A 26,694-nucleotide genomic window follows, 5' to 3' on the forward strand; every position below is an offset into this window, starting at 1 on the left:
CGAAACAATCGGTGAATTGAGTGTCTTTTTTGCGCCTTTGGTCACTAGCCTTGAAAACTGTGCTGGACGTGCTGCTAGTCTTTTTTGTACCAGACCCACTGCTTTTTCGTCGTAAAGGTGATGTCAAAAGGGCGTTTACCCATGACTTCACCGTCAGCTTGGCCATATTCCGGAACGGTGGAAACGATACGAATTTTAGAACTGTTGAAGTGGTGATAATATTTGGAAGTTGTGTGGGTCTTGCGAATCAGCTTAATAATCAGCCAAAAGATTTTGAGCATGTTGATTCGTTCGATAACTACGAGGTCAATATTGGGCTTGTCTGCTTTTGCCATGGGAGCAATAGCAACCCCGCCACCAAAATAAGGATGATTGGTGGTGGTACAGAGAAAGGCTTTGTTATAAGCATATTCGGCACCGTTGACTTCTACTAAAATAGGAAAGCCTTTTTGTGTGAAGAGTACTTTCACGATTGAAATAATATAGGCCAACGAACCAAGATTGTACTTATTCAATTGCTGTTTAGTGAGAGAATCGTTGGTGGCATTGACAATGGCTGCATCCAGACCGATACCGACATTGTTGATAACTACGCCGGTCTCAGCTTGAATTTTTTCGTCGTAGAGCAAGTTGTTGACAGCTTGCGGCTCTTGCGCTTGAACAATCTGCCAAAAGGCTTTTTCTGGCTGAGGGGACAATCCAATGCCCCGAGCAAAGTCATTGCCAGAACCGCCGGGAATGTAGCTGACCGGGATATCTTTGTTTAGGCGGTACAGCTCATTTAAGACTTGGTGCAAGGTTCCGTCGCCGCCAATCACCATCAGTAAAGGAAAGAGCTGGTCGTCGCCAATCGTCTGATTTTCAGGATCCCAAGGGGCCAAAACATCTTCAAAGACTAAATTGCGGACGAGCTCTCGTTCGTGACCGGCGTGATCGGTAAAATATAATGTATGAGCAAATTTTTTATCTTCCAGTAAAGCGATGATTTTCTCACCGACTTTTTGTCCCCGGCCACTGCCGGAAGCCTGGTTGACTAACACGTGAAAGTGGAATTTCATGAAGGGCGCGTCTCCGTTTCTATAAATGCCGAAACAACAAGCTCTAAAGGCAATCTCTGCACTTTAGTCGGCTGTTTGCGGTGTCTTATTGCCAAGCTTTTGACGAAAAGACGCTGAAAGCCTGACAGCAATTCTCAATGCCCGTATTTTAACAGAGGTTTTTCAGATTTAAAAGAGAAAAAGCCGGCTTAGTCACAAGCCGGCAGTCGTTAGCTATGGTTTTTGGGAGTAGTTGCCCAACTTGAAGGCACAAAAATAGCCTAGTGAGCGAGGAGGGTGTTGCTTTGGTGGTCTTCTAATCAATCCAAGGTTCTGATGTCCACTTGTTTTGATTCCTTCACTCACTAGACCTGTTCAATTGGTAAGGAGTTCTCAAATTCCCACGTCCTTTTTCGTTTTGTAGCTCATAACAATTCTTTTCAGGCAGCGCCTACATCGGCTGCTTTTACTGGGAATTCCTATGACCCCTTACACTTATTTTATACCATGTATCTAGGGGAAAAGCAAGCGTTTATTTAAATTGGTATATCTGTATTTAGAAAGTTTTATACTTTAGGAGAATTGCTGTGTAGCCGATTATTTTTGAAGTTATAGTTATTTTTTTTTTTTTCTGTTTCAGTTTATTTTACCAATAAGATTTAAATTGGTATTGTCGAATGTAAAAAAGAGATAGACTGATAACGGTAGTTCCATTTATTGAAGAAATCTGCTATACTGGCTATCGGATTCGGGAGGGCACTCCCCGCGGTTCGTTTGACTACCATCCCGCGTAACCAAAACTAGGAGAAAGAAGGAAAAACAATGCAAGAAAAACTCAATAAAACTAGCTCAGTGAGCAATGTTCGAGTGCTGACAGTGAATGCTGTCGTGGCAGCTCTCTACGTAGTGTTGTCGCTGATCACCCCGCTGGCGGCTGGACCGGTACAGCTACGAATCTCAGAAGGATTGAATCATCTGGTGGTTTTCAACAAGAAATTTTTGTGGGGAATTTTCGTGGGCTGTGTCGTTTACAATGCCCTGTTCGGCTACGGAATCATGGATGTGGTTTTCGGCGGCGGACAGACACTTTTGGCGCTGACAGCTACGAGCCTGTTGGAAAAAAGAATCAAGAATGTCAAAGTTCGCTTGGCAGCCAATACCTTGTTCTTTACTGCAAGCATGTTTTTGATTGCAATCATGCTCACTATCACGGGTGAAGTGCCGTTCTGGGCAACGTACGGAACTCTGGCACTCAGTGAAGTAGCGATTATGGCAATCACTGCACCTTTGATGTACCTGTTGAACGAAAAATTGAATTTTAGTCGCCGGGTTTAATTCCTCGGGACAACATAACCTCCCTTGTATTGCTTGGGAGGTTTTTTGTTTTTTCATGCTAAACTGATAATAGAAGAAAAGGCCCTGGAAAAATAACGCGAGGAGGAATGAGAATGGATGACTTTGATAGTTTTGTTGGCTGGAATCACTTTATGGAGGATGAGGAGCAAAAGGAAGCCTCGCTAGCTGCTGATAATGCGGAAACAGATGAGGAGGATTCTGAGGGGGAAGTTAAAGCCGAGCTCGATGAAAATGAGCTGTGGGAGGATGCAGAAGACAGCTTTTCTAATGAAGAGGATCAAGAGTGGTGAAGGGTTCTCTTTACGCTGGCAGGAAAAGAAAAAATCGTTGCTCGCCTGATTGTCACTAGGGGCCGCCGCAACTTGACGGCGGTTTTTTTTCGTGGTATTTTAAATTGTATGAGTTTAGGCACCTATGGTTTGAATCAAGAAAGAGGAAGCAATCAATGGCAACGAAAAAAGCGGCTTTGGCCTGTTCGGTGTGTGGTTCCCGCAACTACACCAAATCAGTGAGTGAAGGTAAAAAAGGCGAACGCCTGGAGATTAACAAATTCTGTAAATATTGCAATCAATATACATTGCATCGGGAAACAAAATAACGACCTGTCGGATGGAGGGATACCCATGAAATTTATCAAAAGCGTCTTTGCTGAAATGAAAAATGTGACTTGGCCCACGAAAAAAGAATTGCGAAAAGATACACTAGTAGTAATCGAGACATCAATTATTTTCGGTCTGATGTTCTTTGTGATGGATACGGCGATCCAAGCCTTGTTCGGTCTGATTTTAAAATAATTTAACTGGTGGATTCCCACAAAGGGTGCTATAATACCAGTGAAGAAAAACTTCGGGCAACTGAGGTTTTTTTATTTTACCAAAGAACAGGAGTCCTTAAAAATGGAATCATTTGAACGTAATTGGTACGTGTTGCACACGTATTCCGGCTATGAAAATAAAGTCAAAGCAAATATTGAATCTCGCGCCCAAAGCATGGGGATGGGGGATTTCATCTTCCGTGTCGTGGTTCCGGAAGAAACTGAGAAAGAAGTTAAAAACGGTAAAGAAAAAGAAGTCGTTCACAAAACGTTCCCTGGTTATGTACTGGTGGAAATGGTGATGACTGACGAATCTTGGTACGTGGTTCGTAACACGCCGGGAGTTACCGGTTTTGTCGGCTCTCATGGTGCCGGCAGTAAACCTGCACCACTTTTGCAAGAAGAAATTAACCATATCTTGCGCTCCATTGGCATGAGTACCCGTCAATCGGATTTGAAGGTAGCTGTGGGAGACACTGTCAAAATTACAGAAGGTGCCTTCTCCGGTTTGGAAGGTCAAGTGGCGGAAGTCGACGAAGAGCGTCAAAAATTGAAAGTCACCATCGACATGTTTGGCCGGGAAACCAGTGCCGAATTGGACTTCGATCAAGTCGACAGCTTATAAAAAGAATGCCGCTCGGGTTTCGGGCGGCTTTTTTGTCAGCAAAACAGGAATTAAAAGACAGAGAGAAGGAAAAGGCGTGATCAAAAAAATGGGCGGCTGGCTAATGGGGCTAGGGCTGGTGATTGTTTTGACTGGATGCGGCGGCCAAAAGAGCCCCGTTTCGTCAAGTTCGGCAGTAGCTAAATCAGCAGATCAGACGACGGTCATTTCTGAAACAGCGGAAACGACTACGAATGGGGCGAAAGAGAATTCCATTGTAAAAAGTTCTCGGCCGACAGTGTTTATTCACGGTTATTCCGGTGGTTGGGGGTCATTTGGCGGGATGATTAGTCGTCTCAGTGGTGACGGGACGGGGCTTAACGAATTATCTTTGACTGTGGATGCGGCGGGAACTGTCACGAGTAAGGGGAAACTTTCCGGTGAAAAAACGAATCCCTTGATTCAAGTGCTCTTTGAAAACAATCAAACCACTGATGAGAATTACGCTACTTGGATCGCCGCTTGTTTGGCATATCTCAAACAAGAATACAACATCAATGAAGTTAATCTGGTGGGTCATTCGCAAGGTGGCGTGGCAGTGGTGAAATATTTAGGTGAGTATAGTGAAGATGCCCAGCAGCCAAAACTCACGAAGGCGGTTGTGATAGCAGCTCCCTTTAATGATTTTACCGACACCGCGGCTAATCAAAGCCTCGATGATGAAATCCAGCAAGGACCAACAGTGAAAAATTCCCGTTATACGGAAATTTTTGAAGTCGGTAGTCAATTTCCCGTCGACTTGCCACTATTGGTAATCGCCGGGCAGCTGTCCGAGGAAGATCTTTCTGACGGGACGGTGCCTCTCACCAGTGCATTGGCGGGTATCGCACCACTACGGCAGGCCAAAGTTGCGGTTAGCTATCAAGTCTTCACTGGCAAAAACGCCCAACACAGCCTCCTACATGAAAATACCGCGGTCGATCAAGCAGTGACTAATTTTTTGTGGGGAAAATGAAGGGGAATTTTTTTAGAATACTATCCTTGTATTGGAGTTGACGAATATCTAGTGAGATGGGATAGTTGTTGGGTTAAAGAACTGACAGGGGTGTGAACATGATAGCACATAGTGATTCTTTCTTACACGAAGATTCGACGATTGAGGGACTTAAAATTATCAACAGTAAGACGGTGACTGATGAGCGAGGAACCGTGCGAGAACTTTATCGTAAAAGCGCTTATTCACAAGTATTGCCAGAAAATGTTTCTTCTTGGAAGCAGATTAATCTGACCCGTACAAAACGTGGCGCGGTGCGGGGGTTACATGGGGAAGCAATGTCAAAACTAGTCACAGTAGCCTATGGTTCAGCTTTTGGTGTTTATGTAGATACAAGACTAGGCAGCAAAACAGTCGGGGCCGTAGTGACTGTCCAACTGAGACCAGGTATTCAAGTATTTGTCCCTCAAGGAGTCTGTAATGGATTTCAGGCACTTGAAGAAGATACGGAATACCTGTATTTCTTTGATAATGAGTGGCAGCCGGGCATGTCTGGTTCTGCGGTGACACCATTAGATCCCGAATTGGGCATCCATTGGCCGATTGTCATTGATCCTACTGATTTAACACAGATTTCTGAAAAAGATTCACAGGCACCCACATTAAAGGAAGTACTTCATCGACCTTCCTAAAAGCAGCCAAACTATTTAAGTGATTACTAAAGGCGAGCGATTACTAAATCAAGTACCTGCATGAAAATAATTATTGAAATAGAGGCCACCGAAGGAATCCCGCCGGTAGCCTCTATTTGTCTATCCTTTTTGAAGATGATGTGACACCTACATTTTTTATATTTATTGTGAGAAAGCTGGGAGAAAGTATTCATGCTTGCCGAGACGTTCACCGCGGCTTAGGTGCCAAGGATTTCATTAACATTTCAGTCCAGTCTTCCGTGTAGTGAATGTTAATCTGTCGATAGATTTCTGGGGCTGCCACGCCACGGACCATCGCTTCCATATATAACATTAAAAATTCATCGGAATACTTCAAGTCAATTTTACCTTCTTTGCGACCTTGATGAAATAGATCAAGCATCAAGTTGTAAGAACGCTTGGTGTAAGCTGCCATCACAGCAGCCAGCTCTGGGTCGTCTTCTTGCGTGTAAAGATCCATCATATCTACGAAAAACTGTTGGTCTACCCGCTCCAAATGGCGGACCTTTAATTTCGCCATCGTCACCAGTTTTTCCTCAAAAGACATAGGCTGGGCCAACATGGTTTCAGCTTGCTGGCCTAAATCCTCCATGTAGTCAATGAAGACTTGCTGAATCAGTTTTTCTTTGCTTTCGAAATACTTGAAAATAGTGGCTTTGGCAGTTCCAGAGGCTTTTGCCACGGCAGCCATAGTCAGTCCGGCAACGCCTTGGGAAGTATTGATTAAATCAAAGGCACTCTGCAAAACACGGGCCTTTTTTTCTTGGGTGCGTTTTTCAAAGCCGTTCATAAGATCACCTGCTCATAAGTTTCTACATCTATTATAATCGGTTTTTTTTGAACTGCAACCATTGTAGTCGTTCAAAACTAAATGGTATTTTCGTTGACTTTTCGATTTTTCAGGAATAATATTGGACTCGAAAAGAATAATCGGTTTAAAATTGTTGAGTGAACTCTCAAAGAAATTAATTTTCGGAATCGAGGAATGATTATGGAAGAGATTGTAAAGGTGTCAGGGTTGCAAAAGAATTTTGGTAAGTTTCAGGCGTTGAAAGAGGTAAGTTTCACCGTTGAAAAGGGGCAAGTAGTCGGCTTTATCGGTCCCAATGGTGCCGGTAAGTCAACGACAATCCGTACGATTTTGGGAATCATCAAAAAAGACGGCGGAACCGTTTCAGTTTTTGGTAAAGATGCTTGGAAGGACAGCATTGAGATCCACAAACAGCTTTCTTACGTGCCGGGAGACGTTGCTTTATGGGGGAATTTAACCGGTGGCGAAATTATTGATCTCTTTATGAAGCTTCACGGTGGCGGTGATCACAACAAACGAGAAGAGCTGATTAAAAAATTTGAACTGGACCCTAAGAAAAAGGCTAAAAGCTATTCAAAAGGAAACCGGCAAAAAGTCGGCTTAATTGCAGCCTTGTCAGTGGAATCGGAGCTGTATATTTTGGATGAACCAACTTCTGGACTTGATCCTTTGATGGAAGCAGTCTTTCAAGAAGAGGTGGAAAAGCTGAAGCATTCAGGTAAATCCATTCTGCTGTCGTCTCATATTTTGAGTGAGGTGGAGCGGTTGGCAGACAAGGTGGTAATCATCAGAGAAGGTGTCGTGGTGGAAAGTGGCACGTTAGATGACATGCGCCATCTTACCCGTTCAACGGTAACGATTGCCGTTGAAGGTGATTTGTCTACTTTGGAGAAACTGCCGGGGGTTCATGATTTTTCTATTCAGGGGACACAGGCCACCTTTTCCCTCGATGATCAACATATGAATGCATTGCTCACAGCAGCGGCGGGTTTACAGGTGAAAAAATTTGAGGTCGTACCACCGACACTGGAGGATCTGTTTATCCGTCATTATGAAAGCTAAGACAGACCTATGATAAAAGCAGCAGAAACAGCGCTGTTGGGTTTTGTGACGCTTATTTTCCAAGAGGAGTGGGGAGCATGAAAGAGAAATTTGCCTTATGGTATTTGTTGTTTATTGAATATTTGAAGCGAGACTGGAAGAAAATTTTGATTTGGGTCGTGGGTCTTGGTAGTTTTAATGGAGGCTTTGTGCCGGCGTTTGAAGAGATCGCCAAAGGGCAAGGTCTGGTTGGGATGTATGAAACGATGCAAAATCCCGCCATGACAGCGATGGTAGGCCCGACACCTATCACTCAGAGCAGTTCTTATACCGTCGGTGCAATGTATGCTAACGAGATGCTGCTTTTTTGTGGATTGTTTGCGATGATTGTCGCAGTCTTGCATGTCGTAGGACATACCCGCAAAGAAGAAGATCTGGGGTTGCAGGAATTGATTCGTTCGTTTCGAGTCGGTCGTCAGGCCAATTCTCTGGCGGTCATTGTAGAGATGACGCTGATCAACCTTTTGATGGGAGCCTTGACAGCTGTTTTGATGGGCAGTTTCGGAGTGCACAGTATCGGTTGGCAAGGCAGCTGGTTGTTTGGCGGCTCGGTTGCATTGGCAGGAATCCTCGGCGGCGTGTTGGGCTTACTGTTGGCACAAATCATGCCAACTTCAGCGGGAGCCACTGGAGCGAGTCTTTCTCTGGTTGGAATCTTGTACATGGCTCGGGCTGCAACGGATGTCTCGGCACCGAACCTATCCATGTTTAATCCGATGGGCTGGACCTATTTGACCTATCCCTTTACGGAAAATCGCTGGTATCCATTAGTGATTGGCTTAATTTTTTCATTGGCGGTAGTTTTGCTTAGTTTTGTATTGGAAGGCAATCGAGATCTAAATGACGGCTATTTACCGGAAAGAGAAGGACGCAGTCGAGCACCGAGGAGTTTACTATCGGTTCCAGGACTTTTACTGCGGCTAAATCGCGGCGTTGCCATTGGTTGGCTGATTTCTTATGCAGTATTAGGGGCGGCTTATGGCTCGATCTACGGCGATATGCAGACTTTTTTGGATGGCAACGAGTTGTTAAAACACATGTTCACTCAAAGCGGAACCTCTATTGAAGCTTCCTTTACCGCTACCATCATGATGGTGATGATCGGGTTGGCCATAATCTTACCAGTGGCTATCGTTAGTAAACTGTTTTCTGAAGAGAGCCGGCTGCATTTTAGTCAATTATTTTCCACCAAAGTTTCTCGTGGTCAGTTGTACTGGTGGACGATGATTTTGGCATTACTTTTCGGTATCTTGGCAATTGTCTTTTCTGCCGGTAGCTTGGGTGCTGCGGCGCTTTCGGTGATGTCGGAGACTACAACGATGGATCTAGGAGATTTCTTAGCTGCCGGTTTCAACTATCTGCCAGTAATGTTGTTTTTCATAGGCCTAGCAGGAGTGACGCTGGGCTTTGCGCCAAGTCTGGGTAAGGGAATCTACGGCTATTTAGGATATTCTTTTGCGGTCAGTTATTTTGGCGGAATCTTGGATCTGCCAAAATGGTTCAGCAAGACATCAGCCTTGAACTGGCCCTCCCCCATGCCAATGGAAAACTTTGATGCTTGGAGCTTTGGCATCGTTTTGGTGATTAGTTTGCTACTAATCTGTGTCGGCTATCTCGGCTATAAACAACGGGACCTGAAAGAAGGTGCCTGAAAAAAGCGTTCCTCTGCTTTTAGCGGGGAACGCTTTTTTATTGTCTTTGCAAAAATAGCGTGGAAGTAGTGAGTGCTGCTAAACATTGCAATCAAGTCACTGGGCATTTTTGAGAAACTGGTTCCTAATAACCTGCTTTAGGTAAATAATAATTTATTGAATGAAAAATAATAAAACGTTTAGAAAACGCTTTATCGAACGAAGATTATCATAGAATAAAAAACGTTTTGAAGGCAAACGATGAAAAAAAGAGTAAAAAAAAGATTGACCGCTTCGATAGTGCGTGCTATTCTGTAGTCAACAAATCGGAAACGTTTCCAGTTGGTGCAGTTTTGCTGCATCGCTCTTTTTAAAACAAAGTGGAAACGTTTCTAAAATAGAGGCAGGAGGGATTCAAGGTGGAAAAAGTTACACTTGAACCGGAAGAAAGGAAGCTCAAATTGTCAGAACCCGGCGGTAAGGAAAGCACAAAATGGGTCAGATTGAAAAAGCGTCTTCACAGAGATAAATGGATGTATTTGCTACTTTTACCGGGAATTGGATTGACGGTGATTTTCAAATATGTGCCTATGTACGGAGCGATCATCGCATTTAAAGATTACAATCCAATGCTGGGAATCATGGAAAGCCCGTGGGTAGGGTTGGCTCACTTTAAAGAGTTCATCGGTTCGCCAAACTTTGCCATGCTCCTGACCAATACCTTGAAGATCAGTGTCTACGGGCTATTGCTGGGCTTTTTTCCACCAATCTTGTTAGCGCTGAGCCTTAACCAGATCCTCAATAAAAAGATCAAGCAAAAAATTCAGTTAATCCTGTATGCACCAAACTTTATCTCAGTAGTAATTATTGTGGGGATGTTGTTTCTCTTCTTATCGGCAAATGGTCCAATCAATGGACTGGTGGAAAAAATTACCGGTCAACCAATCATGTTTATGTCCAATCCAGGCTACTTTCGGACGATTTACATCCTATCCGGCATCTGGCAGGGGATGGGGTGGGCTTCTATCTTATATACCGCGACTTTAGCTGGTGTCAGCACGGACTTATATGAAGCGGCCAATATTGACGGAGCCAATGTGATGCAAAAAATCTGGCACATTGATTTGCCCGCTTTAAAACCGGTTATGGTTATCAACTTCATCTTGTCTGCTGGCAATATCATGAATGTCGGTTATGAAAAAGCTTATTTGATGCAAACGTCTATGAATATTCCGGCTTCTGAAATCATTTCGACCTATGTATACAAGGTGGGCTTGCAGTCAGGTGATTATGCGTATTCGGCGGCTGTCGGACTTTTTAACATGATCATCAACGTCGTTTTGCTGCTGCTGGTGAATGGGATCACCAAAAAGCTTAATGACGGCCAAGGATTATAAAAGGAGGATGGCTTTATGAATGCCAATGCTTATACGAATTTTGATCGCCGCATCTTGTGGGTCAATCGGATTATTGTGGCTTTTTTGGTCCTGATTACTATTGTTCCTTTAGTGTATGTGGTGATTGCGTCTTTCATGGATCCGGCAACGCTAATCAATAAAGGCTTGAGTTTTAACCCGCGAGACTGGACGATCCAAGGGTATCAGCGGGTCTTTGCGGATGACTCCATCCTAAGAGGCTTTCTTAATTCACTGTTTTATTCCTTTACCTTCAGTCTGTTGACAGTGTTTATAACGATGTTGACGGCATACCCCTTATCAAAACCGGATTTGGTCGGCAAAAACATTATCATGACCTTTTTTGTTATCACGATGTTTGTGGGAGGCGGCTTGATTCCAACCTACTTGTTAGTGAAAAATCTGGGAATGTTAGACAGCGTGTGGGCACTGATTTTACCTGGGGCTATTAATGTTTGGAACATCATCTTAGCGCGAACGTATTTCAGTGGACTGCCTAAGGAATTATCGGAGGCAGCTACCATTGACGGGGCCAATGATTTGCAGATTCTTTTCAAAGTAATGCTGCCACTGGCTAAGCCAATCATGTTCGTCTTGTTCCTATACGCTTTTGTCGGGCAATGGAACTCCTACTTCGATGCCATGATTTACATCAAAGATCCTGATTTACAGCCTCTGCAGTTAGTTTTACGCAATATTTTGATTCAAAATCAACCGTCACAAGATATGGTAGGGGCCAACACAGCAATGGCAGAGATGAAACAGATTGCTGAACTGATCAAATACGCCACCATCGTGATTTCTAGTTTGCCGCTGATCGTTATGTATCCTTTCTTCCAAAAGTACTTCGACAAAGGCGTGTTGGTGGGATCAGTCAAAGGATAAGCTTAAGTTCTGCCACTGATTTTGTTCAATCAAGGCGTGTTCAAACACGACCTAACATTCATATAAAAAGGAGAATCTCACATGAAATCAAAGAAATGGTTTGTTCCCATCCTACTGTCTTCCGCATTGCTTTTAGGGGCTTGCTCTGGTTCGGCAGCGGACAAAGCCAAGTCCAGCCCGGATTATGAACTGGAAAAGGTCAGCTTTCCTCTGAAAGAAAAAGTTTCCTTGAAGATGATCTCGCAAGGTGCGGCATTGGCGCCTAAAGACCCTAATGACAAGCTGATTTTCAAACGTTTGGAAGAAGATACCAACTTGCATATTGATTGGACCAACTACAACACGGATTTCGCTGAAAAGCGTAACTTGGACATTGCCAGTGGTGATCTGCCGGATGCCATCTTCAATGCTGGTGCCGGTGATTATGATCTGCTGAATTGGGCTGAAAGTGGGGTAATCGTACCAGTGGAAGATTTGATCAATGACCACATGCCCAATCTAAAAAAGATTTTTGACGAAAACCCAGAGTATCGCCAATTATCCACGGCTCCTGACGGCCATATCTATTCTTTCCCGTGGATTGAAGAACTGGGTCAGGGCAAAGAATCGATTCATACGGTTAACTGCATGGCCTGGATCAACACGGATTGGTTGGAAAAATTAGGACTGGAGATGCCTCAAACAACCGACGAGCTGATGACCGTCCTGGAAGCTTTTAAGAGCCAAGATCCCAATGGCAATGGAGAAGCAGACGAGATTCCCTTTAGCTTTATCAATGATGGCGGCAACGAAGATATGAAATATATTTTTGGGGCTTTCGGTGAAGGAGACAACGACGATCACCTGATTGTTGACAATGATGGACAGGTTCAATTCACTGCTAACAAAGAGGGCTACAAAAACGCAGTGAAATACTTGAACGAAATGTATCAAAAAGGGTTGATTGATAATGAAGCTTTTGAACAAGACTGGAATACCTATGTGGCCAAGGGGAAAGAACATAAATACGGGGTCTATTTCACCTGGGACAAAGCCAATATTACCGGAGACAACGACAGTTATGATGTGCTGCCTGTCTTAGCAGGCCCGGATGGCACTAAACATGTAACCCGCACGAATGGCATGGGTTTTTCTCGGGATCGTTTCGTAATCACCAGTGCCAACAAAAACTTGGAGCTGACTGCCAAGTGGGTGGACAAGATGTACGAACCATTGCAGTCGGTGCAAAATAACTGGGGCACATACGGCGATACGGAGCAGGCCAACATTTTCGAGTTGAAAGATGGAATGCTAAAACATCTGCCACTAGACGGAGAAGCACCCGGAGAGCTGCGGCAAAAAACGGAAGCTGCCGGACCATTGGCAGTTTTGGATGCTTATTACGATACCGTGACTACCATGCCAGATGATGCCAAATGGCGTCTGGATCTGATGCATGAAACCTATCTGCCATATATTACGGAAGAAAATAATTATCCAAAAGTCTTTTTAGCGAAAGAAGAGACCGATCGATTGGCAAAAATTGAGACGGACATGTGGGATTATATTTACCGTAAGCGGGCCGAATGGATTACTGGTGGCAAAATTGATGAAGAATGGAATGACTATCTGACTGAATTGAAACGAGTAGGCATTGATGATTGGATTCAGATTAAACAGGAAGGTTATGATACCTTCGTGGAAGGAGCACAATAGATGTTGGTTGACGAAGGTGGGGTCTTAGAGAAGGCCGACCGTTTTATTGAAATGATGCAAGGAAAAGTTGATCCTCGTTACCGCCAGCGCTATCATTTGATGGCGCCGGTGGGCTGGATCAATGATCCCAATGGTTTTGTGTTTTTTCAAGGGTATTATCATTTATTTTATCAGCATTATCCCTATGATAGTCAGTGGGGACCGATGCACTGGGGGCATGCCCGTAGCCGTGATCTAATTAGCTGGGAACATCTGCCAGAAGCATTGGCGCCGGATCAGTCTTATGATAGCGGTGGTTGTTTTTCCGGTAGTGCTATCGAAAAAGAGGGAAAACTGTTTTTAGTTTACACTGGTTGCCAAGAAATTGATGGGGTGATGCACCAGCAACAATGCTTGGCAGTGTCAGAAGATGGGATTCATTTTACAAAATTTACCGGCAATCCTATTGTGGGCAAAAAAGAGTTGGGAGATCAAGGATTCATTCAAGATTTTCGAGATCCAAAAGTTTTCCGGCATGAAGACAGCTACTACATGGTGGTAGCGACTAAAACTGCGGATGAGCGAGGACGAATCCTGCTGTTCAAATCGCCGGATCTTTTCAAATGGGACTTTTTCTCTGTTTTATTGGAAGGGCAAAAAAACCAAGGCATCATGTGGGAATGCCCAGATCTCTTTTCTTTGGATGGACGTGATGTGTTGATTATCTCTCCAATCCAGATGGAAAAAGAAGGTTTATCTTACCACAATATCAGCTCAACGGTTGCCTTTATTGGGGAGATGGATTGGCAATCAGGCAAGCTGATGGTGGCCAATTACCACGAGCTGGACTTTGGTTTGGACTTTTATGCGCCGCAAACAATGGAAGATGAACAAGGACGGCGGCTGATGGTAGCTTGGATGCAGATGTGGCATCGGACATTACCGACACACGATTTGGGCCATCATTGGGCAGGTTCCATGACGCTGCCACGAGAATTGCGAGTGAAAAAAGACCGCTTGATTCAAAAACCAGTCTCCACAGTTTACAGCAAGCTGGTTTACCAACAGGGATCGGAAAATATTCGCGTGACAGAGAGTCCTGTCGTTTTTCGCAATGTGATGGAAGACACCTGCTACTTGCATTTGGTAGCCGATCTTTCCCAAGCTGAGGCGTTCACCATCCAGCTGATGCGCAGCCAAAAAGAAGCGTTGCTGCTGAATTATGATGTATTTGCACAGACCTTTTGTCTAGATCGTCGTGGTTTTGGCCGCCCGTTGACTGGCAGTGAAGCGGAACCACTGAATGCCAGGAAAGTTCATGTGCCGTTGGTGAATGGACAGCTGGTTTTGGAAGTCTTCCGAGACACGAGTTCAGTAGAAATCTTCATCAATGGCTCTCAGGTGATGACCGCTACTTTTTATGAACTAGAAAAAGGCCGAGATATCCTCTTTAATTCCGTGGGAGAAACGATCGTGAATGCCTTTGAGACAGCTAAAGTCAGCAGCTAATCGGACTTTTGGATAAAAGAACAGCAATCCGCAAATTAAAGAAGTGAGCATTGGCGATTACAAAGAGGAGCGCCAATCACCAGATTTCTCAAAAGAGCAGTCAAAACAGATTTCGATGAGTTTCAGTTTTGACGTTATCAATTAGACACCAGGCTTCACCCTGTCGCCTTTGCCGGTGAAAACACGGTAGTATTTTTCGCAAAAGTTCAATATACTGGACGAAGAGCAGAAAGGTGAGGAATCAGGATGAAAGCAACTATGAAGGATGTCGCCAAACTGGCTGGTGTCGGCGTTGGGACTGTTTCCCGCGTCTTGAACAATGGATCAGTAAAAGCCGCCACTCGGCAGAAGGTAGAGGCCGCCATGCGAGAGCTGGCCTATCAGCCGGATTTTTATGCCCGGGGCTTGAAAATGAACCGCACCAATACCGTGGCATTGATTTTACCGAGTGTATGGCATCCCTATTTTGGCGAATTTGCCTTTCACGTAGAAACCGCTTTGGAGCGGCAACACTATAAATTGTATCTTTGTAATTCCAATGGTAACAGTGAAAAGGAACAGGAATATATCCAAATGGTGACCCAAAATAAAGTAGACGGCATTATCGGCATCACTTATTCGGATATTGATGAATACATTTCCAGCAATTTGCCTTTTGTCAGCATCGATCGTTATTTTACAGAAGAAGTTATTTACGTCACTGCTGACAATTCTGCCGGCGGGCGACTGGCGGCCAACGAGCTTTTTCGCCGTGGCTGTCGCAAAGTCGCTTATATCGGTGGCTATCAGGAAACCCCTAACGAAACCAAAAGTCGGCGCAAGTATTTCGAAATCGAATGTCGGGAACTGGGGTTACCCTGTGTAGTGCTGGATATGCTGGAGCCGTTGGAAAATGTGCCGGAACGAGTCGCTGAGTTTTTGCAGACTCATCCAGATATTGACGGAATCTTTACCATCAATGATTCCATGGCACTTGATGTTGTAGCGGTTGTTCAAAAATTAGGACGACAGGTGCCTGATGAAATCCAAGTGATTGGCTTTGATGGCCAACAGCTGCGAGAAGGCGGCGGTTACTTGGTTTCTACTATCGTTCAGCCGCTGCAATTGATGGCAGAAGAAGCGGTGGCTAAATTATTGGCGGTAATCAATGGTCAGCAGGTAGAAAAACGTACGGTTTTACCGGTTCATTTTGGTGCTGGCGGCACGACTAAACCTGTTTGAGAACTTGTGGGAGACCGAAGTGGCAGTTGCCGCGCAGGTTTCCCTTTTTTTGAAAGAAGCCACGGCTTCAAAAGAACCGCTATCTCTTAATTCAAAAGCAAGCACTAGGGAGATCTTGAATTTGGAAAGAAATGTAGGAGGAAAAGCAAGATGAGAAAGACCTGGTTTTGGGCACTACCGCTGGTTGCGGGGAGTCTTTTGGCCGGTGGGCTTTGGCTGAAAGAGGCGAGTACCGGTGAAAGGATCGTCAGTCGCTTTCCTCGCAATAGCGAAACATTTGTAGGAGATCCGATGCCCTATTTTGACGGTAAAAAAATGGCGATTTACTATTTGGAGGATCATCGAGATGCAGCGATAGGCTTTCATCCTTTCAGCCTGTTAACCACTGAAAATTTTCGTGAATACAATCATTTCAGCGAGGTGCTGCCTTATGTAAATGAGGTTCGTGATCCTGAGCGGGCACTGGGAACCGGGACAGTGATGCAAGACCAAGCGGGGGGCTACCATTGTTTCTATACTGCTCATAACGGGGAGTTGTCTCCAAAAGAGCGAATCATGCATGCAGTCAGCCGTGATGGCAAAACGTGGCAGAAGTTGCCAGAAGATACGTTTTTTGCCAGTGGGGACTATGAGGGCGATGATTTCAGAGACCCATTTGTAATGCAGGCACCGGATAGTGATGAGTATTGGATGTTGCTCACGACGCGCCAAAAGGGCACCGGCGTGATTGCTAAATATGTTTCCCGTGATCTGAAGAACTGGGAAGATCAGGGAGTCTTTTTTGTGAACGATTTTGGAAACGACTCCAATCTTGAGTGCCCGTCGTTGGTAAACTTTGAAGATCGGTGGTATCTGGCTTTTTCAGATCAATGGGACAAGCGAGTTGTCCACTATCGGGTGGCAAAAAAGGCAACTGGTCCATTTGAGCCCTTGGCTGAAGAGGTGGACCATGTGGATGGCGCCGGCTTTTATGCTGGGCGCCTGGTAACTATGAAGGAGCAATTGTATCTTGTGGGTTGGATTCCTACAAAAGAGCGCTCTGATGACAATTTTGCTTACAATTGGGTGGGAAATTTGGCGTGGCATCGCTTGAAAGTCAATGGGGCGGCAAACTTAGTAGCTTGCCCGGATTTAGATTCAACGAATGAAGTTGAGACACTAAAAGCAGGAGATGCCAGGTTAGTAACCAATGGCGCAGGAATCACGATTCCCGCTGAAAAGTCCGGCTCGTATGAGTTAGATTTAGTTGCTGGTGGAATCGAAAAGCTGATAATCAGCTTTGGCAAAAGTAATCATCTAGTAGTTGATAGCAAGTCCGGCCGGATGGCGTATTACAATACATTTGAAGACCAAATTGCCGATAGTAAAGCGATTACGGAGATGTTTTTGCCGCAAATCATAGAGCAAGAGTCGCCACTGACCATTGTTAAAGAAGGCGAAATCATACAACTATATTACCAGGGACGGGCTTTATCAAATCGGATTTACGCTGCTAAGACACAGCCGCTGGTGATCCGACGCAACAATTAGAAGGGAATGAAGACTATGTATTATGGTGGAATCGAAGCCGGAGGGACGAAATTTGTCTGCGGTGTCAGTGATAATGAGTTGAATTTAGTGGAGCGAATCAGTTTTCCCACCACCACTCCCACAGAGACAATGATACAAGTACTGACTTTTTTCAAAAAGTATCAGGAGGAGTTGGCAGGAATTGGCGTGGGTTCTTTTGGTCCCATTGATATTCAGACGGACTCTTTAACATATGGATATATCACCACCACACCAAAAGTGGCTTGGCAGAACTATGACTTTGTCGGCACTCTGAAAAAGGCGCTGGAAGTTCCTATTGCTTGGACCACAGATGTAAATGCGGCTTGCTTTGGCGAATATGTTGCCGGTCACGGTCAGGGACTTAAAAGTGTTGTCTACTATACGATTGGTACCGGTGTTGGCGGTGGGGCAGTATTAAATGGTCGCTTTGTGGAAGGCTTCAGTCACCCGGAGATGGGACATATGTTATTGCAGCGCCACCAAAAGGATGCGTATCTTGGCAACTGTCCTTTTCATGGCGAGTGTTTGGAAGGGCTGGCTGCTGGACCGGCAATCGAAAAACGGCTGGGAAAAAAGGCACAGAATCTGACTGCCAATGATCCTTTTTGGCAAATTGAAGCAGATTATATCGCCCAGTGTGTCTACAATACGACACTGCTGTATGCGCCGGAGATTATCATTTTAGGTGGAGGTGTTATGAAACAGCCACAATTATTGCCGTTGGTACGACAGGCTTTTGCTGATAAGCTGAAGGGTTATGTGGCAACCCCAGAGTTGTCTGCTTACTTGAAGACGCCGGCATTGGAAGATGATGCGGGTCTTACCGGCTGTCTGGCATTGGCTAAAGAGATTGTTGTTTGCCAAAAGTTGTAATCCTTACAGAAAAAAGTGAGTCTTTGCAGTAAAATTTAGATCCAAATTTAGATAAGAACAGCAAGACATTTAGTAGATAGGTAGTGATAAAAAAAGATCTTACCAATGATTTAAAAGATGAGTAGTACAGTTAGAATCAAAAAAGACCGACAAAAGTCAGCCAAGCCTATGACTTTCGTTGGTCTTTTAGTCATGTTTTAGTTTCCAAAAGGAGTTAGAGGAAAGTGGAAAAGTCCAAATAGTAGCGGTATTTTTTGCCGATATAATAACATTCGGTGTACTCTCGAAAAGATTCATTAGCAGCCGTAAAGCGAACTCGTTTCAAGATAGGCTCATCTTTTGTGATTTTTAAAATTTTCTGCAGCTCCTTTGTGGGCATCATCGCTTCAACGTACTCCTGCTGGTTAGTCATTAAAAGCCCATGGCGCTTTAACTGATTGTAAAAAGAGCCTAGATAGTCATTTGCCGAGAGGGAAAGAAACGGCCGATAAGGAACGAAGGTTTTAAACAGACCCACTAGTCCGTCCTCTGTACCTCGTAGGCGAGTTAATGCTAGGACTAGAGAGCCCAATGGTATCTGTAAATTTGCTGCTATTTGGGCGTTTGCCGGTACTTTTTCAACTGTCGCCCACAGTGTTTGGACGGTTTTTCCTTGTTCAAGAAGTTCCCGAGTGAAGCTTTTGGCCAACGTCGAGTATTCCGTAGTATCAGCAGAGTACTCGTTGACAAAAGTACCTTTTCCTCTGTGGCGCAAAAGTAGACGTTCGCGTACCAATTCATCGATAGCTTTACGGATAGTAATCCGACTGACATGGTAATCTTCACTCAATTTCAATTCAGCGGGAATTCGAGTTCCTTGAGGCCATTTTCCCAAGCGAATATTTTCGCGAAACAACTCAGCAATCTGTATATATAAGGGATGATGACTCATATTCTCAGTCATGCTTTTCTTCCTTCCTTGTGACAAAACAGCTGCAAAGGGCATTTTTTTGTCAGGCATCATTTCTTTTGCCGAATTCATCGATATCAAGTTTGAGTGTTTTTTTGATCGTATTAACAAAAAGAGCTCTCAAAAAGTAGAACAACGTCTAAAAATCCCGTCAGATCAGCTTCGAAAATAGACAGAAACTAGCGAACCATCGTGATATAGTTTGGATATCAATGACAGACGGAGGAACGACTATGGATTATCAATTTGCACCGACAGTTCGACTGCAGGGCAAGTATAATTTTTTTGAAGGCTACAGTGCCATTATAGCGGAGCTTAGCCGAGATGCAAAGTTTGCACCGGGGAAGGTTATCGCTTTTGAAACATATCCTGGCAGCGATGAAAAATTATTGCAGGCAGCATTACTGGATGCGTTCTCAGATGCGCTGGTTTTTTCCAGTGAAACGCTCTTTTTACCTCGATTAGCATACGAAAAAATGGTGGCACGTAATTTGACTGACGACCGGGTGTTTGGTGTCATGAGCAATCATCAGTTGAGAGAATTTATCGATCCGTCAGGTCAGAAGCAGCTTCAGAGGCAGCTTGCTGACGCTAATCAAAAGCTAGTAATTATTTATGGAATGGGAGCTAGCTTGGTGACGACTGCCGATCAGGTGGTCTATGTGGATGTACCTCGCTGGGAAATTCAATTAAAAATGCGCGCTGGGGAGGTAGCAAATTGGCGCTGTGACAATGCTGGAACAGACAGCGAGCAGCTTATCAAGCGTGGTTTTTATCTAGATTGGCCAATCGCAGATCGCTACAAAAAGGAACTGCTGTCCACAGTGGATTATGTTCTTGAGCTACATCGTAAACAGCCAGTTATGATGAGAGGGGAAGAGTACCGCTCTGCTATGAAAGAAGTAGTAAATCAGCCGTTTTCATTGGTGCCTTTCTTTGATCCTGGTGTCTGGGGTGGACATTGGATGCAGCAAACTTTCAATCATCGTCAGGAGGAAATTAATCTTGCATGGAGCTTCAATGGTGTTCCAGAAGAAAACAGTTTACTTTTAGAAGCTCAAAACCATACCTTCGAGACTCCAGGGACGAATCTGCTACTGCTAGCCGGCGAAGAACTTCTTGGTCCGCGAGTGTATGGACGATTCGGAGATTCTTTCCCTATTCGTTTCAACTTTCTTGATACGGTAGCAGGAGAAAATCTAAGCTTACAAGTACATCCAAAACTAAGTTATATCCAGAATGTTTTCGGTCTACCTTATACACAAGATGAAAGCTATTATATCTTGCATGCAGAACCGGAAGCTTCGGTCTATCTCGGGACAAAAAGCGGTGTGACTAAAGAAGAGCTGATGGCAGCGTTAAAAGCAGCTCAAGCCCCTGAGACAGGTTTTGATAGTGAAGCCTACATCTATCGACGACCAGCAGCTGCTCATGACCACTTTTTAATTCCCGCCGGAACGATTCATTCAAGCGGTAAGGGAATGGTGGTGTTGGAAATCAGTGCCACACCAAATCGCTTCACCTTTAAAATGTGGGACTGGGGCCGAGTTGATTTAAACGGACGCCCACGACCAGTCCATTTGGAACACGCTGAAAAAAATATCGACTTGCGATGCAATCAACATTTTGTAGAAAAAGAACTATGTAACCAGTTTGAGGTTTTGGCAACTGGAGACGGCTGGCGAGAAGAACGCACCGGACTTCATGAGCTGGAGTGGATTGAAACACGGCGACATCGCTTTACGGTACCTGTCATCCACGAGAACCCATATGGAGTCAATGTCTTGAATCTTGTGTCCGGTGAAAAAGCTATTATTGATAGTCCCGACGGTGAATTTGAGCCAATGACTATCACCTATGCACAAACGGTCATTATTCCAGCACAGATTATGCGATATCGAATCACGCCAATGGGAGATTGTGAAAGAACGCCGTGCATGACAGTCAAGGCTTTTATTCGCTGAATAAGTTGCGAGGTGAAAAAGATGGATGATTTGCTTTTTGATGTAGGCGGTACCAGAATAAAATGTAATATTTGGCGAAACGGCCAACGACTTTTGACTGAGGATCTGCAGTTTTCTGCTATTTCACAGTCAAATAAAGAAAACTTACTTGCTCACTTTTGTGAAATTGTTCAACAGGTGATGAGTTATTCACAAAAGACGGGTGGAACAGTTCGTGGTGTTGCCTTTGCTTTTCCGGGCCCTTTTAATTATGAGATGGGAATTAGTCAAATGCAGGGATTGGGCAAGTATGATGCCCTCTATGGTGTAGACCTAAAATCTTTTTTTCTGACGTGCCTGTCTAATCATGGAGTTCAAGAAGTGCCGATATTGTTTGAAAATGATGCCAGAGCCTTTGCTCTAGGAGAATACCAAGCCTCTACGCCAGTACAAAGGGGAATCTACCTGACTTTAGGTACTGGCTTAGGTTCGGCTTTTATTCAAGAGGGTGAATTCGTAACAGAACTTTCTGGAATCAATCGAGAAGGTATGATCTATGATATTCCGTTTCGTGGGGATATATTGGATAATTGGCTATCGGCAGCCGGTTTACAAAAACTTGCGGCTGCAGCAGGTTATCCAAAAGTAGAGGCCTTCGTATTGGCAAAAGCTGCTCGAAGCAAAGAGCCACAAGCGCAAGCAATCTTTGGTTCCTTTGGCGAATTATTGGGGGAAGCTTTGAAAGACTATTGTCGTAGTTTTCGACCAGATGAAATGGTCTTTGGGGGCCAAGTTAGTCGTAGTTTTCCACTCTTTGAGGGGCGGCTGCGGGAAGTGCTAGCGGAGGAGTGCCCTGCAACTCTACGGGTCAGCGGAGACTTAACTACTGCGGCATTACGAGGCTTGTATAAGCGATTGGAGGAAAGACGTGGGGTAAATCCGTAAAAACCAAAATAGATCCAATTTGAAATTGCATAAGGAGTTTATTTATCATGACTGTTAGAACTATCTATTTGATCCATCATTCCCATACGGATATTGGTTATACAGATCGCCAGGAAAAGATTAGCCGCTACCATGCAGCGTACATTCGTGACAGCCTTCGCTTCTTGAAAAAGATTGAAACCGGTGAGATGCCTCAGTGGAAAGGTTATCGATATACCTGCGAAAATTTTTGGCAGGTAGAACAATTTTTAAAGAGGGCAACTCCTGATGAGATTCGGACTTTTGAAACGTATGTTGCTGCCGGTACCATTGATCTGTCACTAACTTATTTAAATATGACTGAACTGGTGGATAACGAAATCTTGTTGCGAAAACTTACCGAAGCGAAGAACTACACAGAACGCTTTTCACGAAAGTTTGACTCAGCGATGACAGCAGATATCAACGGATTTTCTTGGGCGTATGCTGAAACGATGTATCAGGCGGGGATTCGGAATTTCTTTTCTTGTTTGCACACACATCATGGAATGTTCCCATTGTTCCATAAGCAGGTACCATTTTGGTGGGAGACAGCTACTGGCAATCGTCTATTGGTTTGGAATGGCGATCATTACCAGCTTGGCAATGATTTTTTGTTCAGCCCGAATACTGACCAAAGTCGTCAGTTTGATGTAGAAGGATTTACTGAGTCTGATTGGCAGGAGCAACTGAAGCTCACGGAGCAGCGAGTCAGCGAGTATTTGACAATACTGGATCAAGAAAGCTATCCCTTTGATTTCATTCCCGCCATGATTTCTGGAATCGTGACAGACAATTCACCAACCTCACCTAGGATGATGGAGGGAATTCGACGATGGAATCAGCGCTATCAGGAACAGGTAGTGGTCAAATTAGTGACGTTAAGTGAATTTTTTGAAGAGCTTCGCAATTCTGATTTGGATTTACCGGTCTATCGAGGCGATTGGCCTGACTGGTGGGGGGATGGTGTGGGTTCGACACCAGCGGCTACCAAGTTGTACCGAGATGCTCAGAGAAAACGACGATTAATTCGTAAACTAGATCCTCATGGAAAACTAGGAGATGCTGAACAGCTGCAAGAAGCAGAAAATCAAATGATGCTTTATGCCGAGCACACTTGGGGCTTTCATTCTTCCGTTGAGGAGCCCTGGGACAGCTTCGTGAATGTTCTAGGAATGCGCAAGATGTCTTATGCTGTCAATGGGCATCAACTAATTTCTGAAGAACTAGACGATGTGTTGGCAGCTTATGGAGAGACCACCAATCATCTGGAGGGGGAAAATGGGTATCGGATTATCAATCCCCATGATTTCCAGATAAAGACAATTGCTGACATCTACTTGCAACATTGGCAGACCGTCAACGGTTCATACTTTCCCTGGACCGGTGAAGCGATTGCTGAAGTTGTATCTCTTAGCGACAATCGGGTATTGCCTTCTCAGACGAGTCACAGTTCACGGGGCAAAAAAATATCATTTATGGTAGATTTGGCTCCTGGGGAAATGTTGGAGGTCGGTTTGCGACGAAAAAAAGTTTCCGCCCCATCTGTAAAGTTTTCCAATCGTGCGCATACTGGGACGGAGTTAGTCGCAGACATCGCGTCTTATGAAGGCTATTCTCATGATGTCTCTGCCTATGGTGTATTGACAAAAGATTTTCAACTGACTTTGGATGGCGAGGTTGGAATTCGCTCCTTACGGCATTTGCCAAGTGGTCGTGAACTGATACATCCGCAAGCTGAGGAAGCATTGTTTTCTGGAATCTATGAAGTAACACCATCAGATGGAGATCCTTGTGGAGTCAGACGAAAAATGGGACGTAATCGTAAATCGCCAGCTACCAGACGTAGTTTTTCTAGCTTAAAAGACTTGCGCTTATTGGAAAATGGCCCCGTATATGCCAAATTATTGTTATCTTACACACTGGTGGGCACCAAGATGTACGATGTAGAGCTGACTGTTTACAAAGAAATCCCCCGCATTGATAGTAAGATTAGGCTGCAAAAAGAGATTGAGTGGGCCCCAGAAAATCTGTATGTTGCATTGCCGTTGACTTTAGGAACACCGATTGAAACCACCTGCTATCTTGAAAAATCTGGAGGGATAATGCGGCCTGGAATCGATCAGCTACCAGGCACAAATACCAGCTTTTATTTAGTCGACAGCGGCGTTTATTACACCAACCAAGACCAACAGCTGTTTGTTGCAGTCAAAGATACGCCGTTAGTGACATTTGGTCCAATGACAAGTCAGCTAGTAGCTCTTTGCACACCAGAAAGCCACCTTCTCAACAGGAATGTGATGTATTCTTGGGTCATGAATAATTTTTGGGAAACCAACTTTAATGTAGATTTAGCAGGATTTTATGAGTTTGAATATGTGCTCTATCTGCCAGATGTCCAAAGTGAGGTTGCACCAGCTACTGCGATTGCCAAAGCTCAGGTTGAGGGGGTTCCAGTGATTGCTTTCAAACAAGATACAGAAAAGAAGGAGAATTGATGTGAAGAAAAAACTACACGTGGTTTTCAAAACTCATTTGGATATCGGCTTCACCGATTTGGCAGAAAATGTGATTAATCAGTATTTGGAGGATTTCATCCCGAGGGCCTTGGAGCTGGGAGAAGCACTTCCCGACAAGTTTATTTGGACAACAGGCTCGTGGCTGATAGATTTCTATCTGAAACATCCTTCTGTTTCGGCGACCGACAAAGAGAGAATGTGTCGCGGGATTGAAAAAGGAACAATCCGTTGGCACGGACTCCCCTTTACAATTCATACGGAATTGATGGATCGTGAACTGGCGGAATATGCCCTTTCAGTTTCTCAGCGGTTGGATCAAGCTTTTGGTCAGACGACTATTGCTGCTAAAATGACGGATATTCCTGGACATACGATTGCACTAGTTCCGCTACTAGAAAAAGCTGGAATACGCTATCTGCATATTGGGGTTAATGCCAGTTCAGCATTGCCGCAAGTACCAGAGCTATTCGTCTGGGAAGCACCGGATGGCTCTCGAGTGCTTTGCCATTATGCAAAAGACTACGGAGCGGTATTTGATCGTTCTGATTGGCCGGATGCTTTATATTTTGCTCATAGCCATGATAATGCCGGGCCGCCGAAGGATCAAGCGGAGATCCTTAATCTCTACGAAAAGCTTCATGAGGATTATCCTGACTATGAAATCGTTCCGTCGACATTAGATGAATTTGCTAAGGCAATCTTGCCTTATCAAGAAACTTTGCCAGTAATCAAAGAAGAAATTGGGGATACTTGGATCCATGGTGCGATGTCTGATCCAAAAAAAATGGGAACTTACCGTCATCTGCTGAATTTGCGGGAGCAGTGGTTAGCGAAGGGTAAACTGATAAAGGATTCCCCTGTATATCGCCGTTTTTCTTCCTGGTTGCTGATGGTGGCCGAACATACTTGGGGGGTGAACTGGAATGTTTATCTACCAGACTATAAAAATTTTTTGCCACAAGAGCTGCAAGTTGCTCGTCAAAAAGATCTGATTACTTTCAATCATAATCGCCAGACGATGGATTACGGAGATTTGATGGCTGTAGTCAGTACTGATATCGATTGGGAAGAAAAGAGTAATCAACGTCGATATAGTCTAGGCGAACAATCATGGCAAGAACAACGAGGATACCTAGAAAAAGCGGTTGCTGAATTGCCAGAAGCGCTACAAAAAGAGGTCGCTGAGTATCTTGAAAAGAAAGGTCAACTACCTTTGACTACCGGCGAAACGCCACTAACTCCTGGTGAAACCTATATTTTGGGTGATTGTCGGATTCGTTTTACTGTGAGCGGGGGTATTGATGATTTTCGGGTAAACGAGCACCAGCTAATCGGTGCAAATGGTCGCTTTGGAGAGCTTTCCTATCAGCGTTTCGATGCAGTTGATTATCAGAATTTTTTTAAAAGTTACAGTCGGTTGAATCACTGGACGGCTGGCTGGGCAATGGGGGACTTCGGTCGTCGCGGCATTGAAGCGATACCGCAAATCACAAGCGGGTTATTGAAACCAGTTATTCAGGAGGCTACTTTTACCAAAATGGGTGAACAAATAGTTTTTTTGCTCTCAGTAGCCTATCCAAAAGAACAACAACAAATGTGGGGACTGCCAACAAGCCAAAAATTAGTTTATACGCTAGATTTGTCAGCGCGACGGTTGGAGTTACACTGTCAGTTAACGGGTAAAGTTGCTAATCGAGCACCCGAGAGTTATTGGTTAGAGACCAGTTTGTTGACAGAAAATGCTTCTCGTTGGCAGATGAACAAGTTGGGGTGCTGGATTGACCCATTGAATGTAGTAAAAAAAGGCAATCGTAATTTACATTTTTTGTCCAGTAAGGGTATGACTTACCAAGGAAGTGAGGGAAAATTACGTCTCATGAGTCAAGAAGCACCGTTACTCTCATTAGGTGGACGCAAACTGCTTCAATTTGACAATGAGCTACCAAATTTAAACGAGGGGTTCTACATGAATCTCTTCAATAATGTTTGGGGAACCAACTTCCCAGCATGGTACGAAGGCGATTTTAATTGTCATTTGGCATTGGAATGGGAACTATGGGAAACTATCTGATCAGATAGTAACCTTTGGAAATACTTTGCCAGAAACCTGATAAAGCTGCAAAAATCGGAG

The 26,694-nt window shown here is 44.3% G+C and carries 23 protein-coding genes; 20 read left to right on the plus strand and 3 right to left on the minus strand.

Going from position 1 to position 26,694, the window contains the following annotated elements; genetic code table 11:
* Window positions 1-74: 74 nt before the first annotated feature.
* Entirely contained in the window at window positions 75-1,058 is a 984-nt protein-coding gene (locus ACOMA8_RS02800; RefSeq protein ID WP_161898872.1) for a diacylglycerol/lipid kinase family protein, read from the minus strand.
* An 801-nt stretch (window positions 1,059-1,859) separates the two neighbouring features.
* On the opposite strand from ACOMA8_RS02800, the gene ACOMA8_RS02805 reads away from it, so the two are divergent.
* From ACOMA8_RS02805 to ACOMA8_RS02835, 7 genes are all read left to right on the plus strand, one after another.
* Window positions 1,860-2,372, plus strand: a complete 513-nt coding sequence (locus ACOMA8_RS02805) for a QueT transporter family protein (RefSeq protein ID WP_421368320.1) — start codon at window positions 1,860-1,862, stop codon at window positions 2,370-2,372.
* Between the two features lie 113 nt (window positions 2,373-2,485).
* Window positions 2,486-2,683, plus strand: coding sequence for a hypothetical protein (locus ACOMA8_RS02810; RefSeq protein ID WP_161898874.1), 198 nt, complete (start codon window positions 2,486-2,488; stop codon window positions 2,681-2,683).
* A gap of 155 nt (window positions 2,684-2,838) precedes the next feature.
* Window positions 2,839-2,991 carry a 50S ribosomal protein L33 gene (rpmG, locus tag ACOMA8_RS02815; RefSeq protein WP_161870291.1) on the plus strand — a complete coding sequence of 51 codons (153 nt, stop codon included), beginning with the start codon at window positions 2,839-2,841 and terminating at the stop codon, window positions 2,989-2,991.
* 25 nt (window positions 2,992-3,016) lie between these two features.
* Window positions 3,017-3,187 carry a preprotein translocase subunit SecE gene (gene secE, locus ACOMA8_RS02820; RefSeq protein WP_161898875.1) on the plus strand — a complete coding sequence of 57 codons (171 nt, stop codon included), beginning with the start codon at window positions 3,017-3,019 and terminating at the stop codon, window positions 3,185-3,187.
* A gap of 102 nt (window positions 3,188-3,289) precedes the next feature.
* On the plus strand, window positions 3,290-3,832 hold the full coding sequence (gene nusG, locus ACOMA8_RS02825) for a transcription termination/antitermination protein NusG (RefSeq protein WP_161898876.1): 543 nt from the start codon (window positions 3,290-3,292) through the stop codon (window positions 3,830-3,832).
* A gap of 76 nt (window positions 3,833-3,908) precedes the next feature.
* Entirely contained in the window at window positions 3,909-4,826 is a 918-nt protein-coding gene (locus ACOMA8_RS02830) for an alpha/beta fold hydrolase (RefSeq protein ID WP_421368323.1), read from the plus strand.
* A 98-nt stretch (window positions 4,827-4,924) separates the two neighbouring features.
* Window positions 4,925-5,497, plus strand: coding sequence for a dTDP-4-dehydrorhamnose 3,5-epimerase family protein (locus ACOMA8_RS02835; protein ID WP_421368326.1), 573 nt, complete (start codon window positions 4,925-4,927; stop codon window positions 5,495-5,497).
* 208 nt (window positions 5,498-5,705) lie between these two features.
* Here the strand turns inward: ACOMA8_RS02835 and ACOMA8_RS02840 are convergent, their stop codons facing one another.
* Window positions 5,706-6,308, minus strand: coding sequence for a TetR/AcrR family transcriptional regulator (locus ACOMA8_RS02840; RefSeq protein ID WP_161898879.1), 603 nt, complete (start codon window positions 6,306-6,308; stop codon window positions 5,706-5,708).
* Window positions 6,309-6,509: 201 nt separating this feature from the next.
* Here ACOMA8_RS02840 and ACOMA8_RS02845 point away from each other — a divergent pair, with 201 nt between their 5' ends.
* From ACOMA8_RS02845 to ACOMA8_RS02885, 9 genes are all read left to right on the plus strand, one after another.
* Complete coding sequence (locus ACOMA8_RS02845; RefSeq protein WP_421368328.1) at window positions 6,510-7,391, plus strand: ABC transporter ATP-binding protein; 882 nt, start codon at window positions 6,510-6,512, stop codon at window positions 7,389-7,391.
* A 77-nt stretch (window positions 7,392-7,468) separates the two neighbouring features.
* Window positions 7,469-9,082 (plus strand): ABC transporter permease, encoded by a 1,614-nt coding sequence (locus ACOMA8_RS02850; protein ID WP_421368331.1) that lies wholly within the window; start codon window positions 7,469-7,471, stop codon window positions 9,080-9,082.
* Window positions 9,083-9,594: 512 nt separating this feature from the next.
* Window positions 9,595-10,458, plus strand: coding sequence for an ABC transporter permease (locus ACOMA8_RS02855; RefSeq protein ID WP_161898957.1), 864 nt, complete (start codon window positions 9,595-9,597; stop codon window positions 10,456-10,458).
* A 15-nt stretch (window positions 10,459-10,473) separates the two neighbouring features.
* A complete protein-coding gene (locus ACOMA8_RS02860) occupies window positions 10,474-11,361 on the plus strand; it encodes a carbohydrate ABC transporter permease (RefSeq protein WP_161898882.1) in 888 nt (295 codons plus the stop codon).
* 81 nt (window positions 11,362-11,442) lie between these two features.
* Window positions 11,443-13,056, plus strand: a complete 1,614-nt coding sequence (locus ACOMA8_RS02865; RefSeq protein WP_421368334.1) for an ABC transporter substrate-binding protein — start codon at window positions 11,443-11,445, stop codon at window positions 13,054-13,056.
* Window positions 13,057-14,544, plus strand: coding sequence for a glycoside hydrolase family 32 protein (locus ACOMA8_RS02870; RefSeq protein ID WP_421368337.1), 1,488 nt, complete (start codon window positions 13,057-13,059; stop codon window positions 14,542-14,544). It begins immediately after the preceding gene.
* Between the two features lie 246 nt (window positions 14,545-14,790).
* Window positions 14,791-15,765 (plus strand): LacI family DNA-binding transcriptional regulator, encoded by a 975-nt coding sequence (locus ACOMA8_RS02875; protein WP_421368339.1) that lies wholly within the window; start codon window positions 14,791-14,793, stop codon window positions 15,763-15,765.
* A gap of 150 nt (window positions 15,766-15,915) precedes the next feature.
* Window positions 15,916-17,295 carry a family 43 glycosylhydrolase gene (locus ACOMA8_RS02880; protein WP_421368342.1) on the plus strand — a complete coding sequence of 460 codons (1,380 nt, stop codon included), beginning with the start codon at window positions 15,916-15,918 and terminating at the stop codon, window positions 17,293-17,295.
* Between the two features lie 15 nt (window positions 17,296-17,310).
* Complete coding sequence (locus tag ACOMA8_RS02885; protein WP_421368345.1) at window positions 17,311-18,189, plus strand: ROK family protein; 879 nt, start codon at window positions 17,311-17,313, stop codon at window positions 18,187-18,189.
* A gap of 214 nt (window positions 18,190-18,403) precedes the next feature.
* Here ACOMA8_RS02885 and ACOMA8_RS02890 read toward each other — a convergent pair whose 3' ends face one another.
* Window positions 18,404-19,132: a GntR family transcriptional regulator gene (locus tag ACOMA8_RS02890; RefSeq protein ID WP_161898887.1), complete on the minus strand. Its 729-nt coding sequence runs from the start codon at window positions 19,130-19,132 to the stop codon at window positions 18,404-18,406.
* A gap of 239 nt (window positions 19,133-19,371) precedes the next feature.
* Between ACOMA8_RS02890 and ACOMA8_RS02895 the strand changes: the two genes are divergently transcribed.
* From ACOMA8_RS02895 to ACOMA8_RS02910, 4 genes are read left to right on the plus strand one after another with little or no spacing between them, the layout of a single operon-like run.
* The gene (locus tag ACOMA8_RS02895; protein WP_421368348.1) at window positions 19,372-21,102 is read left to right on the plus strand and encodes a class I mannose-6-phosphate isomerase; all 1,731 of its coding nucleotides are present in this window, start codon (window positions 19,372-19,374) and stop codon (window positions 21,100-21,102) included.
* A 21-nt stretch (window positions 21,103-21,123) separates the two neighbouring features.
* On the plus strand, window positions 21,124-22,026 hold the full coding sequence (locus ACOMA8_RS02900; protein ID WP_421368351.1) for an ROK family protein: 903 nt from the start codon (window positions 21,124-21,126) through the stop codon (window positions 22,024-22,026).
* A gap of 47 nt (window positions 22,027-22,073) precedes the next feature.
* Window positions 22,074-24,542: a glycoside hydrolase family 38 N-terminal domain-containing protein gene (locus ACOMA8_RS02905; protein ID WP_421368353.1), complete on the plus strand. Its 2,469-nt coding sequence runs from the start codon at window positions 22,074-22,076 to the stop codon at window positions 24,540-24,542.
* 1 nt (window position 24,543) lies between these two features.
* Window positions 24,544-26,634, plus strand: coding sequence for a DUF5054 domain-containing protein (locus ACOMA8_RS02910; protein WP_421368355.1), 2,091 nt, complete (start codon window positions 24,544-24,546; stop codon window positions 26,632-26,634).
* Window positions 26,635-26,694 lie beyond the last annotated feature (60 nt).

Origin of the sequence: Enterococcus infantis, assembly GCF_049166715.1 — a bacterium.
Taxonomy (GTDB): domain Bacteria; phylum Bacillota; class Bacilli; order Lactobacillales; family Enterococcaceae; genus Enterococcus_C; species Enterococcus_C leclercqii.

Bases quoted from the DNA above. Each gene is read 5' to 3' on its own strand.
- ACOMA8_RS02800 (WP_161898872.1), bottom strand. From the start codon at position 1,058: ATGAAATTCCACTTTCACGTGTTAGTCAACCAGGCTTCCGGCAGTGGC.
- ACOMA8_RS02805 (WP_421368320.1), top strand. From the start codon at position 1,860: ATGCAAGAAAAACTCAATAAAACTAGCTCAGTGAGCAATGTTCGAGTG.
- ACOMA8_RS02810 (WP_161898874.1), top strand. From the start codon at position 2,486: ATGGATGACTTTGATAGTTTTGTTGGCTGGAATCACTTTATGGAGGAT.
- rpmG (WP_161870291.1), top strand. From the start codon at position 2,839: ATGGCAACGAAAAAAGCGGCTTTGGCCTGTTCGGTGTGTGGTTCCCGC.
- secE (WP_161898875.1), top strand. From the start codon at position 3,017: ATGAAATTTATCAAAAGCGTCTTTGCTGAAATGAAAAATGTGACTTGG.
- nusG (WP_161898876.1), top strand. From the start codon at position 3,290: ATGGAATCATTTGAACGTAATTGGTACGTGTTGCACACGTATTCCGGC.
- ACOMA8_RS02835 (WP_421368326.1), top strand. From the start codon at position 4,925: ATGATAGCACATAGTGATTCTTTCTTACACGAAGATTCGACGATTGAG.
- ACOMA8_RS02840 (WP_161898879.1), bottom strand. From the start codon at position 6,308: ATGAACGGCTTTGAAAAACGCACCCAAGAAAAAAAGGCCCGTGTTTTG.
- ACOMA8_RS02845 (WP_421368328.1), top strand. From the start codon at position 6,510: ATGGAAGAGATTGTAAAGGTGTCAGGGTTGCAAAAGAATTTTGGTAAG.
- ACOMA8_RS02850 (WP_421368331.1), top strand. From the start codon at position 7,469: ATGAAAGAGAAATTTGCCTTATGGTATTTGTTGTTTATTGAATATTTG.
- ACOMA8_RS02855 (WP_161898957.1), top strand. From the start codon at position 9,595: ATGTATTTGCTACTTTTACCGGGAATTGGATTGACGGTGATTTTCAAA.
- ACOMA8_RS02860 (WP_161898882.1), top strand. From the start codon at position 10,474: ATGAATGCCAATGCTTATACGAATTTTGATCGCCGCATCTTGTGGGTC.
- ACOMA8_RS02865 (WP_421368334.1), top strand. From the start codon at position 11,443: ATGAAATCAAAGAAATGGTTTGTTCCCATCCTACTGTCTTCCGCATTG.
- ACOMA8_RS02870 (WP_421368337.1), top strand. From the start codon at position 13,057: ATGTTGGTTGACGAAGGTGGGGTCTTAGAGAAGGCCGACCGTTTTATT.
- ACOMA8_RS02875 (WP_421368339.1), top strand. From the start codon at position 14,791: ATGAAAGCAACTATGAAGGATGTCGCCAAACTGGCTGGTGTCGGCGTT.
- ACOMA8_RS02880 (WP_421368342.1), top strand. From the start codon at position 15,916: ATGAGAAAGACCTGGTTTTGGGCACTACCGCTGGTTGCGGGGAGTCTT.
- ACOMA8_RS02885 (WP_421368345.1), top strand. From the start codon at position 17,311: ATGTATTATGGTGGAATCGAAGCCGGAGGGACGAAATTTGTCTGCGGT.
- ACOMA8_RS02890 (WP_161898887.1), bottom strand. From the start codon at position 19,132: ATGACTGAGAATATGAGTCATCATCCCTTATATATACAGATTGCTGAG.
- ACOMA8_RS02895 (WP_421368348.1), top strand. From the start codon at position 19,372: ATGGATTATCAATTTGCACCGACAGTTCGACTGCAGGGCAAGTATAAT.
- ACOMA8_RS02900 (WP_421368351.1), top strand. From the start codon at position 21,124: ATGGATGATTTGCTTTTTGATGTAGGCGGTACCAGAATAAAATGTAAT.
- ACOMA8_RS02905 (WP_421368353.1), top strand. From the start codon at position 22,074: ATGACTGTTAGAACTATCTATTTGATCCATCATTCCCATACGGATATT.